The sequence below is a fragment of the Natrinema longum genome (assembly GCF_017352095.1).
GTDB lineage: Archaea > Halobacteriota > Halobacteria > Halobacteriales > Natrialbaceae > Natrinema > Natrinema longum.
Genome location: NZ_CP071463.1, coordinates 1,474,598 through 1,489,779, shown reverse-complemented (window position 1 = coordinate 1,489,779; position 15,182 = coordinate 1,474,598). Strand labels below are relative to the sequence as shown.

Genomic DNA, 15,182 nt, shown 5'->3' with positions numbered 1-15,182 from the left:
GCACACGTCGAGTGCCGTGGGACGCCACCGGCCGTCTCCTATGCGGTGCGTTCCGGTTGTGAGGTGCCCGTACCAGCCCTATAACAAAGCCACGGCGTGGTGAAGGTCGTCATTCAGAGGGTGATCCATGGATCAGCTAACTGGATTCCAGCGTGACTTGTTGTACGTGATCGCAGGGAAAGACCGGCCGTCAGGGCAGGAGATTCTCGACGACATCAATAGCTATATCGACCAGCCGGTCACCCACGGTCGGCTGTATCCGAACCTCGACACGCTCGTCGAGAAGGAATTCGTCGAGAAAGGAGCGCTCGATCGGCGGACGAACTATTACGCGCTGACGCCGAAAGGCCGACGCGCGCTCCAGCGCCGCCAGAAGTGGGTCGACCAGTACGTCGACGTCTGACTTCTGGCTCTGTTCTCTCGCGTGTCGTTCACCGGACTTCCATCGTCGCCGGCCGGGATCGTACCGAGAACGTCCCGCAGCTGTCATCAGCGGACATCGTCGAGATCGACGACGGCCTCGAGATCCACGGTCAGCCAGGCGTTCAGTTTCTCCTCGGTCGTTCCGTTGTGGGGGACGAACGTACAGCGATCGTTGCCGGACTCGTAGCGAACGACGATGGCATCGAACGCCGCCGGGCCCGCCGGGTCGTTCCCGTCGGTGCCAGCGATACGGTCGTGGACGGTTCCATCGTCAGTTCGGGTCGGAGGGCCGTTCATAGGTGGTCCAGGCGAGCGCCGTCGCCACCCTCCCGTAGGCACAGACGGTACAAAACGGCTACTAGTTCCGATATAGAACGCTCCCCTCCGGTGGGTACCGGTCCGGATCTCCCTCGAGCCATCGACTCGGGGCCGTAACGGAATCGTACGAGGTATCGAACGGTCGAAACGACACCATACACGTTCCTCTCGATTCGTGCCAGCGATCCGGAGCCACTGCCTCTGGGAACCGGTGGACCGAGTTACACACCGCTGGCAGCCCGCGGCTATGGACTAGTCGTCGAACTCGATCGTCTCGAGGTCGGCCTCGAGGTCCTCGACGTACTCGTTGAACGCAGCGACGAACGCGGGGACATCCTCGGCGAGCCGTCGCACCTCGGGGGCCGGTGGCGGGCCGTACTGCGAAAGGAGGTAGATCCCGTCGGAGCCGCCGACTCGCAGGTAGGAGACGACGTCACCGTCCCACTTCAGCTCCCAGCGGGTCCCCGAAACCGTCGTCGCGTAGGTGCCGTACTCGCCGTCGTACCGGTGAAGCTGGCTCGCGATCGCGTTGCCCACGTCGCGGATGCGGTCGACGATTCGATCCCGTTCGGCGACCAGTTCGGCCGTCGACTCGACCGCGGGGAACTCGTCGGGGACGTCCTCGAGGATCCCGTCGAACGACCGGACGTACTCGTTGTAGGCCGCGACGAACGCCCCGTAGTCGTCCAGTGCCCGTTCGAGCGCGGCGGGTTCGGGTGGCTGTTTGCTCGAGACGACGTACGTCTCCGACCCGGATTTCGGGTCGAACTTGAGATACTGCACGTCGCCGGCCTCGTACTTGAGCGTCCAGCTCCCGCCGTCGGTGTTGAACGTCTCCTGTCCGTAATCCCCACCCTGTAAGACGGCGAGCTCCCGCGCGATCTCGCCGGCGTGTGTCCGGACGCGAGTGGCCAGTTCGTCCCGTCGCTCGGCGATGTCGTCCATCCCCTCGATTTCCGTCTCGAGTCCGTCGGTCATTACTCGAGGGACGGGGCTCGTGGAGGGTAATCGTTGCGTCTCGAGCAGCCGATCGCTTCGGCCGAGACGACTACAGGGCCGCCTCCGCCGCGAGCGAGTCGACCGCGTCGAGGACGCGTCCACGCTCACGCTCGGCCTCGATGTGGCTCTCGAGCAGTTCTCGTCCGAGTAACTCGAGTTCCGGTACCCGTCGGCGTTCCCACTCGCCGTTCTCGAGGACCTCGACGTGTTGCTCGTCCGGTCGCCACTCGAATCGCCAGTCCCGACCACGGATCGCGACCGCCGGATCGTAGTTGCGAGCCCACACGGTGGTATCGAGGAGGTCCTCGAACGTCGCTCCGGTCGCGAGCCTGGGAAGCAGTCGGGGCAGGTCGCGCAGAGAGAACGGCCGCTCGACCGTCTCGTCGGGTCCGTTCGCGACGACGAACGGGACGTGCAACATCTCCTCGGAAACCTCCGGACCGTGACCGTAAACGCCGTTCTCGCCGAAGGCCTCGCCGTGGTCGCCGGTGATCGCGATCAGCGGGTCGCCGCCGACGTCCGCGGTGAGCTGCCCGAAGAACTCGTCGGTGTATCGAATCGAATCCTCGTAGCTGTCGACGAGCACGTCGCGAAAGACCGACTCGAACGGGAGCTCGTGCTGACCGGCGAACAGCGAGGCGTTCGCGGGGTAAGTCAGCAGCCGTGACCGCGAGCGGTAGCCACTCGGGGGGAAATACGGCATATGCACGTCGACGAGGAAGAGCCACAGGAAGTACGGTGATTCCGCTCCATCGAGCCACGCTCGAACGTCTCCGTAGAACGCCTCCCAATTCATGAACATGTCCTGACCCTGGTACCAGTTGGCGAGTTGGGCGGCGACGTCACCGATCAATCCGCGCTGGTCGGCGCCGCCGTCGACGAACCCCGCCGAAAGACTCTGTTCCATGAAATCCTCGAAGTGGTCGAAGTCGTGATCGAAGTCGAAGTAGCGCGACGTCCAGGGGTTGGCCGTGAAAGCGGCCGTCTCGTACCCGAGTTCACCGAACCGCTGGGGCAGCGACCGACGGGTTCGCATGTGGTTTCGCGTACATTCCGTGTAATCAGTTCCATCAGACTCGAGCGACGGGTTCTGGTACTGCCCCGTTAACATCGTCGCGACGGAACTGTTCGTCTCCGGGGCGGGTGCGATCGCGTTCTCGAACACGAGTCCGTCCTCGGCGAGCGAGTCCAGCGTCGGTGTGAGATCGTCGGGACCACCCATGAACCCGCAGTAGTCGGCCCGCCAGCTGTCGACGGTGATCAGGATAACGTCATCGAGATCCTGCTCCGGCTCGAGGCACCGTCGGTCGGTTCGAGTATCGGGATCGGTCATTGTCGCGGCTCGCGATTGGTATCTACTTAGTAATGTCACGGCTATGGGCAGGTACCCTCCCGGCGGAGCGAGCCGGGTGTCGATCCCGGACTCGTCCCGAAACAGAGCGAGTTCCGATTGGTCACGACGATAGTCGCAGAATAACAATATTCGTTTCGCAGTATAGATCGGACGAACCGATGGCACAGCACGACGAGAACCAAACCGGTGAGAGACAGCCACGAGCCACGGTCGAACTCCCCGCGGCGGTTCACGCCCGCATCGAGAAGCGACTCGCACACAGCGAATTCGACACGACCGACGAATACGTGACGTTCGTCCTCGAGGGAATCCTCGGCCGCGTCGAGGATGCCACCGACACTGAGGCGGTTACTGTAGTCGATCAAGAAGAGGTCGAAACCCGACTCCAGGCGCTTGGCTACCGCAGTTAGCGCGACTCCTCTACCAACCGACGGCGGTCGATCCCACAGCGCCACACCGTTTGCAACTCGCAGGTGCGAACTCTCGAACGGAACGCGGTTCTACTGTCGGACAGAACGGTTCGATGAGCGATCGTTCACGGGAACACCGTTCGCCTCTCGCGGTTCTCGCTTCGCGGTGCGGAAGGCGCGAGCGTCTCTCGTCGTGGTGCAACACAGCGGTCGTGCCGAGAGCGCAAGCGCGAATCGGTTGCTCGCTCGTGAAACGCCGCCAGCGGTTCGGCCAACGCCGAACCCGCACCGATCGAGAGCGGCCGTTTCCACAGGTGATCGCTATCGATCCGTGACCGCTGACTCCCCTGCTGTCCGATACCAGTTACTCGCTTTCGTTGGTCTCGTTCATTCCGGTTTCGTTGGTCTCGTTGGTCTCGTTCATTCCGGTTTCGTTGGTCTCGTTTTCCATATCCTGACCGTTTCCGGTCCCCTCTTCGGCTTCGGTTTCGTTGTCTTCCTCGGTCTCGTTTCCGTCGCCATCCCCGCCCGGGCCGCCACAGCCGGCAACGAGGGTGGTCGAGACAGCTGTCCCTGTTAGCGTCAGTATTCGCCTGCGAGTCGACGGCTTCTGTGTAGTCATACTGGTGGAATCGCTGCCGATGTCCATAAGCTGTCAGCCGACATACGCGTGGTCTGCGAGGCTTTCGGCACTATCCGTGGTCGCTGTCACTCGATCGGCCGAGACCGCGGCGTCTCCATTTCCGTCCGATCGTAGTCAGCAGTATTTGGCAGCAGATACATGACTGGTGCCAGTGAACGAAGCCCATGGTATCGATACCCGGGAAGTTCCACGAGCTGTTCGAAAAGAAGACGTTCGCCCACGTCGCGACGTTGACCGAGGAGGGGCTCCCCCACGTTACGCCGGTATGGGTCGACTACGACGCCGACGAGAACCGGCTCCTGGTCAACACCGAACGCGGCCGCCAGAAGGAGCGAAACGCTCAGCACAACCCCGGCGTCGGCGTCAGTATGACCGACCCGGACGACCCCTATCGGCATCTCTCGGTGATCGGGGAAGTCGACGAGATCACGACCGAGGGTGCTCGAGCACATATCGACGAACTCGCCCTGCGATATATGGACACCGAGGAGTATCCGAACCCGATCGAGACGGAACGCGTCCTGCTGCGAATTCGGCCGGACCGCGTCTTGTGACGCGGATCGTTCGTCCAGCGAAACGGCTCGAGCACCGTTCCTGTCGGATTTCTTTGAGGGGGACGATTAATGGACAGCGGTGTGGTCGGGACGCCCATGCAGACGGCATCCGACCTGCTCGTTAGCTGTCTCGAGGCCGAAGGCGTCGACCGCGTCTTCGGGGTTCCGGGCGAGGAGATCGAGGACCTGCTGTTCTCGTTGCGCGACTCCTCGATTCGGTTCGTTCCGACGCGCCACGAACAGGGAGCCGCGTTCATGGCCGACGTTCACGGCCGCCTGACTGGCGAGGCGGGCGTCTGCTGCTCGACGCTCGGTCCCGGCGCGACGAACCTCATCACTGGGGTCGCCGACGCCCAACTCGACAAGAGCCCGGTCGTCGCGGTCACCGGCCAGGGGAGTCGGGAGCGACTGCACAAGGAGAGCCACCAGGCCCTGGATATCGTCGACGTCTTCGAGCCGCTCGTCGCGTGGAACACCCAGATCGCCGAGCCCGAGATCACGCCCGAATCGGTGCGAAAAGCGTTCAAGATCGCTGAATACGAGAAACCGGGTGCGACCCACCTCGAGTTCCCCGAAGACGTCGCGAGCGAGGCCGTCGACGCCGACCCGATCCCGACTCGTGATCCGGTTCGGCGACCGGATCCGGACGCGGCGTCGGCCCACCGAGCGGCGCGGTTGATCGAGGCCGCCGAGCGTCCGATCGTCCTCGCGGGCAACGGCGCAGTACGGACCCGCACGTCGGAGCACATCCGTGCCATCGTCGATCGCGTCGGGATTCCGGTCGTCGAGACGTACATGGGCAAGGGCTCGATCTCCGACCGCGAGCCGGCCTCGTTGATGACGCTCGATTCGGGGCCCGAGGGCGAGGCCGGACTGGCAATCGAACGAGCCGACTGCGTCGTCGCCGTCGGCTACGATATCGCCGAGCACGATCCTGCCGGTTGGAACCCCGACCTCGAGAAGACGATCGTCCACGTCGATTACGAACCCGCAGAGGTGTATCGACACTACAACCCCGACGTGGAGATCGTCGCCGACGTGGGCGCGGCGCTTTCCGCCATCGACGATCGCCTGCCCGACGAGGCGTGTTCGCTGTGGTGTGACGACCTCCACGACCGACTGCTCGAGGCGGTGACCGAGGCCCCGGCCGCGGACGATCCGGTGACGGTGAGAAACGCGTTGCCGCTGTTGCGCGAGGCGATGGCTGACTCGGACGTCCTCGTCTCGGACGTGGGCAGCCACAAGATGGCGATCGCCCAGTCGTTTCCGACCTACGAGCCGAATACGTGCGTGATCTCGAACGGCCTGGCGAGCATGGGGATCGCCGTCCCAGGCGCGCTCGCGGCCGATCTGGCGGTCGATTCGAACGTGGTCGCGGGGACCGGCGACGGCGGCTTCATGATGAACGCGGCGGAACTCGAGACCGCGACGCGGCTGGCGTGTGGATTCACGACCGTCGTCTTCGACGACGAGGATTACGGACTGATCTCCGAGAAGCAACGCGAGCATCGCGGCGAGCACGTCGGCACGGCGTTGACGACGCCCGATCTGGTGACGTTCGCCGAGAGCTTCGGCATCGAGGCCTATCGCCCCGACACGTGGGCCGAGATCCAGGCGGCGTTCGCCGAGGCCGTGCCCTCCGACGAGTTGGCGGTGATCCATATCCGACTCAAGTGAGCGACCGCTCGACCGTTCCGGATCCCGAAGGCGAGGCCGGCCCCATCGGCGCTCGAGGGCAGGGAGTTCCACGCCGGATGATCGGACGAACGGATCGCGGAACTCGATCGCCGGATCGCCGATCGGGTGTTCGATCTCTACGGGATCGCCCTCGAGAGCCGGGAACGGATTCGTCGCGAATTCGGGGATCGTTGACTCCGGAACGGGCTGGGTCACGTTCGTCGACCGGCACGGACGGAAGGATTCTTCACCGGGTACGCTTATACAGGGGTATGCCCGGCACAGGAGCGGTCGTGGCCACAGCACCGGCGAGTTCGCGAACGGATCGTGATACCCCGTGACCGACGATGCGGTGGCGGAGCTGGATCGACGAACGGTTCTCAGTGGGGTCGCCGGCCTCAGTGGGGTCGCCGTTGCTGGCTGTTCGGCGTTCGAGCGGGAGACCGACGGGCAGACGACCCAGGTCGACGAGGACAGGGCTCGAGCGTTAGCGACGCGGTTCGCCCCGTCGTTCTATTTCGATACCCACGAGCCGTGGTTTCCGACGGACCCGCGACCGTACAGTAGCGAGCGCGACGGCGAGACGGTGGTCACCGGATTCGACGCCTTCGACGGCTACCACGAACGGTACAGTGATAGCGAGCCGCCGAACCCGACGGTGTTCTATCACGCCGTCGAGTACGAGGACTCGCCGCTGGCAGTCGTCCAGTTCTGGTGTTACTCGGCGTTCGATCAGTTCACGACCAACTTCCACTGGCACGACTGGGAAGTGCTCCACGTCTTCGTCGACACGGAGACCGAGGAGCCCCAACTGTACGTCGCCAGCTCTCACTCCCGGACCGTTCCCAACAACGAATTTCTGGACCCCGAGCCCGACATGACGCCCCGAATCCTCTCGGAACTGGGCTCGCACTCGAGTGCGCTTTCGGTCAACGACGTGGCCGACCGCTTCCAGCGGGTCGCCGTCGAGGACCTGCTTGCCGACATCACGAACACGGCCCTCGAGGGGATCGAGGACCTCGCCGATATCCCGCTGGCCTACGGGCTGCCACGCGACGAGGGCTCGACGCTCCCCTATCTCGTCCCGGAGTACGAGGGACAACCGATATACGACCACGAGAAGCTACCGTCCGTCACCCGCGAGTCGCTGATCACCGACGAGCTAACCGTCCGTTCGTTCGACGCGCTGACGTCACCGCCGACGGATCTCCCGGCGCGGGAAACGGGGCTCGTCTTCCAGCACCGTGACCGGCCGGGCGAGGCAGACATCGAGTACGAGCTGGTTCCGAGCACCGATCTCGAGCACATCACGGCGTTTACCGGGCCACAGTTGAGCTTCGAGTTCTCGGTTCCGGATCAGGTCGAAGACGCCCTCGCTGGCCATCTCACGACGACGGGGACGCCGTGGAGCCAGCCTCGCTACGAGAACCCGGCAGCGGACATCTCCGTCCCGACCCATCGGACGGCCCTGGCCGATCGGTACGATGCTATCGGCGAGGCCGCACCGATCAACACCGTCGTCAGCCGCGTTACGGAAACGATCACGGCCGAGGACGCACCAGTCGACGAAGGGCTGACCACGACCGATACGAGCCTCGAGGCGGTCGCCCTGCTCGAAAGCGACCCCGAGGCGGTCCCGACGTTCGGCGGCGTCGCCGTCGCACAGGGCGTTCCGGCCGGTGACCATCGACTGACGGTCAACAGTGCCGGTCGCGCGCCACACAGCGAGCGCGTCTCCGTTTCGGCGGACGGAGACGGAACCACGACGGTTGCCGGCGTCGACGGCGAGATCCCGCTGGTCGCTCGCGACCGGGCGACGAAACTCGAGGTCGGCGACGAAACGGTGGCGACCGATCTCGCGGCGGTGGCCGTCGAAGACGACTTCGCCGGGCGACTGTACGAATCGTCGGTCGACGGGAGCGACGCCGTTTACGTTCACGACGGCGGGGCTTACACGACCGAGGTTCGTGACGGCGACGACGCCGTCGGGGCCTATCGAGTTAACCCGGAGCCCGGGGCCAAAGCGGCGGTTCGCATCGAGCGGCCGGAGACCGGGAAAGCCTCGCTCGCCGAGTTCGTGGTGGACGTCGCCGAGGAGACCAGGGTGGAGATCGCGTCCCTCGACGACGAAGCGGGTGATACTGATGCGACCGACGACGACAGAGCCGAGTGGTCCGACGATGACGACACAGCGGACGATGCCACCGACGAAAGCCGCGGCTCTTCGACCGCCGTCACCGGACTCGAGCGCGCTCTCGCGGCCGTGGTCGACGCTGCACGGCGAGCCGCCGAACGCGCACGCGATGGGGACCGAGGCAACGCCGACAGACAACTCGAGACCGTACTCGAGCGACTCGAGCGCGTATCGGAGCGACTCGCCGAGGCTCGTGACGAGGTGCCCGAGTCGCTCTCGAACGCATCGGAGAAACGACTCGAGCAGGCGACGCGCCGTTCCGAACAGGCCCGAAACGCCGAGAAACTCTCCCATACCCCCTGAAAGTCGATGCACGCTCGACCGCATGGCGGCTTTCGGGCGGCGTAAAACTCGTTTCAGCGACCGTTATCGGGTCGCTCGCCCGGCGAGTTCACAGGACGAGCTGTTCGACGATCGGTTCCCGGAACAACAACAGCACGACGTTGTTAGTCGCACAGACGCCATACACCGCAGCCACGCCGATGAGGAACACCCCATCGACTGGTTTTGACAGTACGTAGCCGATCAGGACGACGAGCACTGCGTAGATGGTGCCAGCAAGCAAAACGCCGGGTAGTCCGATGGTATCGTAGAACAGCGTGGTAAGCGGATTCAGTTCGGTGGCGTAGGGCACGAGGAACAGAAAGACCGTGGCCACGAGGTCCACCAGCCACAGTGTCCCGAACGTGACCCGTAGGGGTCGGTTCGTCGGTCTCTCCAGCTCGGGTCGTACCGAAATCGTCGTTTTCATCCCTCTGCTTCGGAGTTGGTGGCCGACGTATTTAGGCTGACCAAATTCTGGCCTATTGGGTCGTATAGACGTTGATTTGGGTCTATTACACACGGGAGACACCGGCGGACAGCACCGTATCCGCGAGGTCGGCTTTCCGAGACGCACGCTGGCGCTCTGTCGGGCCGAGAGCCGCTTCTCGAGCGAGGCCGCTATTGGCACCACGACCGCTCGCGTACACCGCGTACGTCTTCGGTCAAATCGACCAGGACATCGAATCAACAGTCAGTAACGCGACAGGATTTACAAGAGACGTACTCACGTCTGTGAACCCAGATTGATTGCGGGAGAAGTGGGCCGGCGCAGATTCGAACTGCGGTTACGGCCACCCGAAGGCCGAAGGATACCAAGCTACCCCACCGGCCCGCATGTCGAGTGTACGCGTCCGGTCGTTTAACGCTTCCGAAACCCACCGTCGGACCGCCCGAGGGGACGCCGGTTCCTCGAGCCGAACCCGCCGGAAAGCACCATCAAAACCGCTCGTAGCCGTCCGTATCCAGATAGTGGTGTGCGACCGTGATCGCTTGATCCGCGTGCAGTAATTCGGGTCCGAGTCGAAGCCGCCGATCGGCGAACGCCTCGAGGACCGCCGTTTCGTCGGCGCTGAAGTCACGATGATCCGACAACACGAAGATCGGATCCGCGAGCGCGTCCGTCCCCACGTCGACGACCGCCTCGCCGTCCTCGTGGAGCTGGACGATCGGCCCGTCGTCGGCGATTGCCTCGAGGGTGGCCTCGAACCCGCGACGGTAGAGTTCGATACCGGGACTGGGTTCGGCGGGCAGTGCGCCGATCGCGTCGTCGCGGTGCTCGAGGGCCGTACGGACGAGCGCGGCGGTGCTTCGCTCGTCGGGATTGAGTCGCCGGAGGTCGCTCCCGTCGAAGGTGATCGTGAACTCGTCCTGGACGATCAGGTGAACGCGAACGGCCTCGCGGATCCCATGGGAGGTGACGAACGAGGCGGTGATCGACCGGCAGAGTGCGTCGAGACGGCCGGCACCGCCTGCGAGGTCGTCGAGCGAGAAGTTGCCGTCGGTGGGCACGTCGTGACCGATGAGCACGAACTGGCGCATAGGGACGCAACGGCGACGGTCGGAATAGCTCCCACGATTCGTCCCGAGGGGGGATCGATGTGAACGTCGTACGCTATCTCGGATAGAAACACAGTGATCTGTGTGCTTAAGAGATAATTAGGTACATTCTATGATCCTCCCGAACGGCGAGACGGACGCGATGAGCGACGTCAAACGCTGGGTCGGCGCTCGAGGACGGTCCGGGCCAGCCCGAGTCCGGGCGCACCGTCGCGGTACCAGATCACGACGGCAACGGCAAAGAGCCCGATCTGGACCCACTCGTAGGACCCCATCGCGTAGTAGTGGAGGATCGCATCGAGAATGCCGGCCACGGGGTCTTCGGGTGGCTGTTCGAGGATCGGCCACAGGAGATACGACGCGCTCGCGAACTCCCCCGAGAGCACGCCGGGTGGCACGTCCGAGCAGAGATGCGAGCAGTAACCGACGAGAAACGCCATGCCGACCGCACGGCGCTCGAGTCGATCCGCGATGGCGCGGACGAACGGAACGAGGACGGCGACGACGAGAAGCGAGTGTGAGAGGGTTCGACCGCCGGGCAGGAGCCCGAAATTCCACGCGAGGGGTTTGTCGATCAGGTCGGGCATCTGTGACCCGATCGCGAGCGCGATCGTGGGGATGGCACGCGGGGGGCTATCGAATCGGCGACGGGTCACGGCCGTGTACAGGAGATAGGCGACGGCGAGGTGTCCCCAGGGCCACATCCTGCGGGCGTACAGCGGAGACGGACATAGGCGCTTCGACTCGAACGGCGGTGGCCACTGCATAGGCATGGCCAACCGTTTCCCCCGTCTCCCGTATGCAGTGACTACATGGCAAAATCAGAGCCCTCGCAGTCGGGCGGCGACCGACAGTTGCTCGCGATGCTCGAGGGACGGTCCTGTCACCACTGTTCGGAGGGCGAACTCGAGCGGGCAAGCTACAAGGACAACAGGGCGGTCATCTGTGACAGCTGTGGGACGCCACGGGTACAGCTCTGGTCGGTCCCGCTCGATTAGCGCTCGAACACATCGATCCAGCCCTCACGACTGCGAACGGCACACCAGTCGCTGTGGGCGTCGTAACAGCGCGAATCCATTGATTTGCCACAGCGACACCAGTGCTGTGCGTCGCCGGGAACGGATCGGTGACAGAGCGGACAGCGGGTTTTCATGTGAGATGGTACCACAGGCCTGTACGTAGTGCTTTTCTGCGCACAACTGACCAGTTCCGGAGTGGACCGGAACCGACTCACCGCGCTCGTGATCCCGAGTAGTCGTGGCCGACGACGAGAGCGAGCGCGTGAAGCGCCAGCAGACCGACGAACAGCGACAGGCGACTGATCGAGTCGATTCCGGCGAGAATCACGGGGAGATAGACGACCGGCAACAGGGTTCCGATCCAGAATCCGGCGGCGGTGACGGAGTGGTGCAGACGCATCGTCGAACCTATCGCATCGACTGGAGGTCGACGAACGAGTCGTCGTGGGCCGTGATCCAGTTGGTCATCAGTTCGTCCTCGCTGGCCCCATGCGGAAAGATCGCACACTCGTCGGGAGCGTTGTCGTTTTCGATCGTCACGTGATCGAACTGGACAGTCGGTTCCTCGCTATCTGGCAGGTGAACGTCGGCATCGGTCATGGGGTATCAGGCGACGGATACTCGCGCCGGGCACTGCTACCGGAGCCGATACCATTGTTATCGAGATGCTAATCCAACGATCCGGGGCGATAGGTCCCGGTTCCGTGCCGATTGCAGTCGGTCAATCGCACGAGCGAGACCGTGACGAAAACTGACGTGTACGGGCGTGCTACGTAACCGAACCGGGCGGAAACCGCTCCGAACGAGACGGCGTAACGACACGTTTCGACCGATTATCTCGATATTGTCGGCCTGGAATCAAGCGTCAGCTCGCGTGTGATCGTCTCCCCGTCCCGCCGAAGGCGAATCGTGACCGTGTCTCCGGGACTGGTCTCGAGTGCGAGATACGTCGCGAGTGCGTGATGGTCGGGGATCGGGTGCCCGTCCATCGCGAGGACGACGTCGCCGCCGACGGGGAGCGATTCGCCCCGTCGCTGGACGGTCCCCGTGGACGGCTGCAAGACACCGTCCGCACCGGAGCCGTCGACGACATCCGTGACGATGACCCCTGTCGCCGCCTCGAGGTCGTTCGCTTCGGCGACGAGGCGGTCGACGGGTCTGCGTTCGATCCCCATCTCGGAGTGATCGTACGAGCCGGTCTCGACGAGCGCCGGGATCACGCGTTCGGCGAGCGCCGCCGAGATCGCGAACCCGATGTTGTCGCCGCCGCCGGAGTTGATCACCCCGACGACGTCGCCCTCGAGGTCGACGAGCGGACCGCCGCTGTTACCGGGATTGACGGCGGCGTCGGTCTGAACGACGTTCGGGTAGGCGAACTGCCGATCGGGGAAGTCGAGCGTCCGGTCGACGCCGCTGACGATTCCGGTCGACATCGTCCCCTCGAGCCCGTAGGGGTTGCCGACGGCGGCGACCTGTTGCCCGACGACGGGTCGTCGGTCGGTCAGGGAGAGCGGCGTCACCCCGTCGGGAACGTGGTCGACCTCGAGGACGGCCAGATCGCTGTGGTAGTCGCGACCGGCGAGCGTGGTGCTCGTCCAGTCGCCAGTGATGTACTGGAGGTCGGCCACCTCGCCGTCGGCGATGACGTGATCGTTGGTGACGACGTGACGCTCGTCGTAGAGAAACCCCGACCCCTGCCCACGCCCCTCCGCGCCGGTTGCGGGGTCCTCGATACCGAACACGCGGACCTGGGTGACCGCTTCGATGATCGCGTTGTAGAGGTCGGTAAAGGCGGATCCCGCCGCGAGGTTCCCCCGGTCGATCGTATAGGACGAGTCTCCCTCGATCGAACTGTCGACTCGGGGCTCGGCACAGCCGGCGACGGCACCGGCGAGCCCGGCGCTCGCAGCCGCGAGAAACGAGCGCCGACCCAGTCGGGAATCGTGCATGGTCGGGGGATAGGATCGAATCCATTTGAACCTCCGGACTCTCTTCGGAGACGAGTCCGGGGCCGTGCAGACGACTGCTCGGCGGGAGGACGCTCTCCCCTCGAACCCACAGCGGCCGCGGTGGCTACGCTCGCCGGCGTCTGAGGTATCCCGGTCGATGGGTCCGGGCAGCGACGGTCGTCCCAGCGAAGGGAAAACGTGTTACCCGCGGCTCCCCCACTCTCGAGACATGATCACGGAAGACGCCCGCGCGTTGCTGGCGACCGGAGCCGTCTGTGACTCCTGTCTCGGGCGGCCCTTCGCCGAGCGGAGTTTCGGGCTGACCAACGCCGAACGCGGTCGGGCGCTACGGACGACGGTCGCGCTGGCCGACGACGAGGACTTCGATCCCACCGATCCCGCGGACTGCTGGGTCTGTGAGGGGTACTGTGGCACGTTCGACGCCATCGCCGAGACGATCGTCGAGGTCCTCGAGGGCGTCGACTTCGCCACCTATCAGGTCGGCACACGGGTGCCGCCGCTGGTCGAGGAGAACGAGCGACTCCTCCGTGAGGACGCCGACCTCGAGCCCGAGGTCGGGGAGTCGATGAAACGCGAGATGAACCGCGAAGTGGGACGACGCGTCGGTGCGAAGACGGACACCGAGGTCGACTTCGATCGGCCCGATGTCCTCGCCGTCGTCGATCTCGAGGGGTTCGATCCGCGCGAAACCCTCGAGTCGGGAACCGTCACGAGCCACGCGGTCGACGTCCAGATCAACCCCGCGTTCGTCTACGGCCGGTATCGCAAACTCGAGCGGGACATCCCACAGACGGAGTGGCCCTGTCGGGAGTGTGGCGGCAGCGGGAGTCAGCTGGGCGACGGCGGCGAGGAACCCTGCGAGTACTGCGGCGGCTCCGGGTATATGTACGACACGAGCGTCGAACAGGTCGTTCGCCCCCACGTCGTCGCGGCCATGGACGGCGACGAGGGCACCTTCCACGGCGCGGGACGGGAGGACGTCGACGCCCGCATGCTCGAGGGCGGTCGGCCGTTCGTCCTCGAGGTGAAACGACCGCAGACGCGCGATCCCGATCCCGAAACGCTCGAGCGCGAGATCAACGAGGCCGCCGACGGGGCAGTCGAGGTCGCGGGACTCCGGCTGGCGACCTACGAGATGGTCGAGCGGGTCAAGGAACACGACGCGAGCAAACAGTACCGGGCAGACGTCGAGTTCGCGGAGCCGGTCGACGAAGACGCCCTCGAGACGGCGCTCGCCGAACTCGAGGGGACGACCGTCGATCAGTACACCCCCGAACGGGTCGACCACCGGCGAGCCGGACTGACCCGCGAGCGGACGGTGTACGGGATCGGTGCCGATCTCCGCTCGCCGACCGAGGCCGAAGTCCGGATCCACGGCGAAGGCGGCCTCTACGTGAAGGAACTCGTCAGCAGCGACGGCGGCCGGACCGAGCCGAGCCTGGCGGGCGTCCTCGAGACCGACGCCGAGGTGACGGCACTGGACGTGACCGCCGTCGAAGGCGAAGACGAGCCGTTCGAACTCGAGGAGTACTTCCTGGACGAACCACGCGACGACGCCGAACCGGCATCGGGAGACGCCTGAAACGGTCTCCCGTCCGTCAGTACCGGTGGGACCGGGACCGCCCTGCGGTCCCACCGGTCGATCGGGACAGGAAACCGTATGCGACGGTTTGGCTGTCACTGACACCCGGCCACCACAGGTCGCGGCTGGGCCGGCACTGGCCGAGGGGTGTCCGCCTG

At 64.8% G+C, this 15,182-nt stretch carries 18 protein-coding genes and 1 tRNA gene; 7 read left to right on the top strand and 12 right to left on the bottom strand.

The window, feature by feature from the left end:
- Positions 1-127: 127 nt before the first annotated feature.
- Positions 128-403 (top strand): PadR family transcriptional regulator, encoded by a 276-nt coding sequence (locus J0X27_RS07470; protein WP_207271745.1) that lies wholly within the window; start codon positions 128-130, stop codon positions 401-403.
- A gap of 86 nt (positions 404-489) precedes the next feature.
- Here the strand turns inward: J0X27_RS07470 and J0X27_RS07465 are convergent, their stop codons facing one another.
- From J0X27_RS07465 to J0X27_RS07455, 3 genes are all read right to left on the bottom strand, one after another.
- Complete coding sequence (locus tag J0X27_RS07465; RefSeq protein ID WP_207271744.1) at positions 490-720, bottom strand: DUF7511 domain-containing protein; 231 nt, start codon at positions 718-720, stop codon at positions 490-492.
- A 273-nt stretch (positions 721-993) separates the two neighbouring features.
- Entirely contained in the window at positions 994-1,719 is a 726-nt protein-coding gene (locus J0X27_RS07460; protein WP_207271743.1) for a profilin-fold protein, read from the bottom strand.
- Positions 1,720-1,789: 70 nt separating this feature from the next.
- Positions 1,790-3,073 carry a sulfatase-like hydrolase/transferase gene (locus tag J0X27_RS07455; RefSeq protein ID WP_207271742.1) on the bottom strand — a complete coding sequence of 428 codons (1,284 nt, stop codon included), beginning with the start codon at positions 3,071-3,073 and terminating at the stop codon, positions 1,790-1,792.
- A gap of 179 nt (positions 3,074-3,252) precedes the next feature.
- Here J0X27_RS07455 and J0X27_RS07450 point away from each other — a divergent pair, with 179 nt between their 5' ends.
- Positions 3,253-3,504 carry a hypothetical protein gene (locus J0X27_RS07450; protein WP_207271741.1) on the top strand — a complete coding sequence of 84 codons (252 nt, stop codon included), beginning with the start codon at positions 3,253-3,255 and terminating at the stop codon, positions 3,502-3,504.
- Positions 3,505-3,868: 364 nt separating this feature from the next.
- Here J0X27_RS07450 and J0X27_RS07445 read toward each other — a convergent pair whose 3' ends face one another.
- Positions 3,869-4,126 (bottom strand): hypothetical protein, encoded by a 258-nt coding sequence (locus J0X27_RS07445; protein WP_207271740.1) that lies wholly within the window; start codon positions 4,124-4,126, stop codon positions 3,869-3,871.
- 185 nt (positions 4,127-4,311) lie between these two features.
- Here J0X27_RS07445 and J0X27_RS07440 point away from each other — a divergent pair, with 185 nt between their 5' ends.
- The 3 genes from J0X27_RS07440 (at position 4,312) to J0X27_RS07430 (ending at position 8,875) form a co-directional block, all read left to right on the top strand.
- Complete coding sequence (locus J0X27_RS07440; protein WP_207271739.1) at positions 4,312-4,701, top strand: PPOX class F420-dependent oxidoreductase; 390 nt, start codon at positions 4,312-4,314, stop codon at positions 4,699-4,701.
- 96 nt (positions 4,702-4,797) lie between these two features.
- On the top strand, positions 4,798-6,378 hold the full coding sequence (locus J0X27_RS07435; protein ID WP_207271738.1) for an acetolactate synthase large subunit: 1,581 nt from the start codon (positions 4,798-4,800) through the stop codon (positions 6,376-6,378).
- Between the two features lie 337 nt (positions 6,379-6,715).
- Positions 6,716-8,875: a hypothetical protein gene (locus J0X27_RS07430; protein ID WP_207271737.1), complete on the top strand. Its 2,160-nt coding sequence runs from the start codon at positions 6,716-6,718 to the stop codon at positions 8,873-8,875.
- Between the two features lie 88 nt (positions 8,876-8,963).
- Here the strand turns inward: J0X27_RS07430 and J0X27_RS07425 are convergent, their stop codons facing one another.
- From J0X27_RS07425 to J0X27_RS07410, 4 genes are all read right to left on the bottom strand, one after another.
- Complete coding sequence (locus tag J0X27_RS07425; protein WP_224214620.1) at positions 8,964-9,239, bottom strand: hypothetical protein; 276 nt, start codon at positions 9,237-9,239, stop codon at positions 8,964-8,966.
- 416 nt (positions 9,240-9,655) lie between these two features.
- Positions 9,656-9,728, bottom strand: a tRNA-Pro gene (locus tag J0X27_RS07420).
- Between the two features lie 104 nt (positions 9,729-9,832).
- Complete coding sequence (trmY, locus tag J0X27_RS07415; RefSeq protein WP_207271735.1) at positions 9,833-10,435, bottom strand: tRNA (pseudouridine(54)-N(1))-methyltransferase TrmY; 603 nt, start codon at positions 10,433-10,435, stop codon at positions 9,833-9,835.
- Between the two features lie 170 nt (positions 10,436-10,605).
- A complete protein-coding gene (locus J0X27_RS07410) occupies positions 10,606-11,157 on the bottom strand; it encodes a metal-dependent hydrolase (RefSeq protein ID WP_207271734.1) in 552 nt (183 codons plus the stop codon).
- 108 nt (positions 11,158-11,265) lie between these two features.
- Between J0X27_RS07410 and J0X27_RS07405 the strand changes: the two genes are divergently transcribed.
- A complete protein-coding gene (locus tag J0X27_RS07405; RefSeq protein WP_207271733.1) occupies positions 11,266-11,451 on the top strand; it encodes an HVO_A0556 family zinc finger protein in 186 nt (61 codons plus the stop codon).
- Here the strand turns inward: J0X27_RS07405 and J0X27_RS07400 are convergent.
- The 4 genes from J0X27_RS07400 to J0X27_RS07385 all read right to left on the bottom strand — a co-directional run bounded on the left by J0X27_RS07400 (position 11,448) and on the right by J0X27_RS07385 (position 13,421).
- A complete protein-coding gene (locus J0X27_RS07400) occupies positions 11,448-11,606 on the bottom strand; it encodes a hypothetical protein (protein WP_207271732.1) in 159 nt (52 codons plus the stop codon). The two genes, J0X27_RS07405 and J0X27_RS07400, sit on opposite strands and share 4 nt — an antisense overlap.
- Positions 11,607-11,683: 77 nt before the next feature.
- Positions 11,684-11,872, bottom strand: a complete 189-nt coding sequence (locus J0X27_RS07395) for a DUF8028 family protein (RefSeq protein ID WP_207271731.1) — start codon at positions 11,870-11,872, stop codon at positions 11,684-11,686.
- A gap of 8 nt (positions 11,873-11,880) precedes the next feature.
- Positions 11,881-12,072, bottom strand: a complete 192-nt coding sequence (locus J0X27_RS07390; RefSeq protein ID WP_207271730.1) for a DUF7511 domain-containing protein — start codon at positions 12,070-12,072, stop codon at positions 11,881-11,883.
- Positions 12,073-12,305: 233 nt separating this feature from the next.
- Positions 12,306-13,421, bottom strand: coding sequence for a S1C family serine protease (locus J0X27_RS07385; protein ID WP_207271729.1), 1,116 nt, complete (start codon positions 13,419-13,421; stop codon positions 12,306-12,308).
- Between the two features lie 229 nt (positions 13,422-13,650).
- On the opposite strand from J0X27_RS07385, the gene J0X27_RS07380 reads away from it, so the two are divergent.
- Entirely contained in the window at positions 13,651-15,024 is a 1,374-nt protein-coding gene (locus J0X27_RS07380; RefSeq protein ID WP_207271728.1) for a tRNA pseudouridine(54/55) synthase Pus10, read from the top strand.
- Positions 15,025-15,182: the final 158 nt, after the last annotated feature.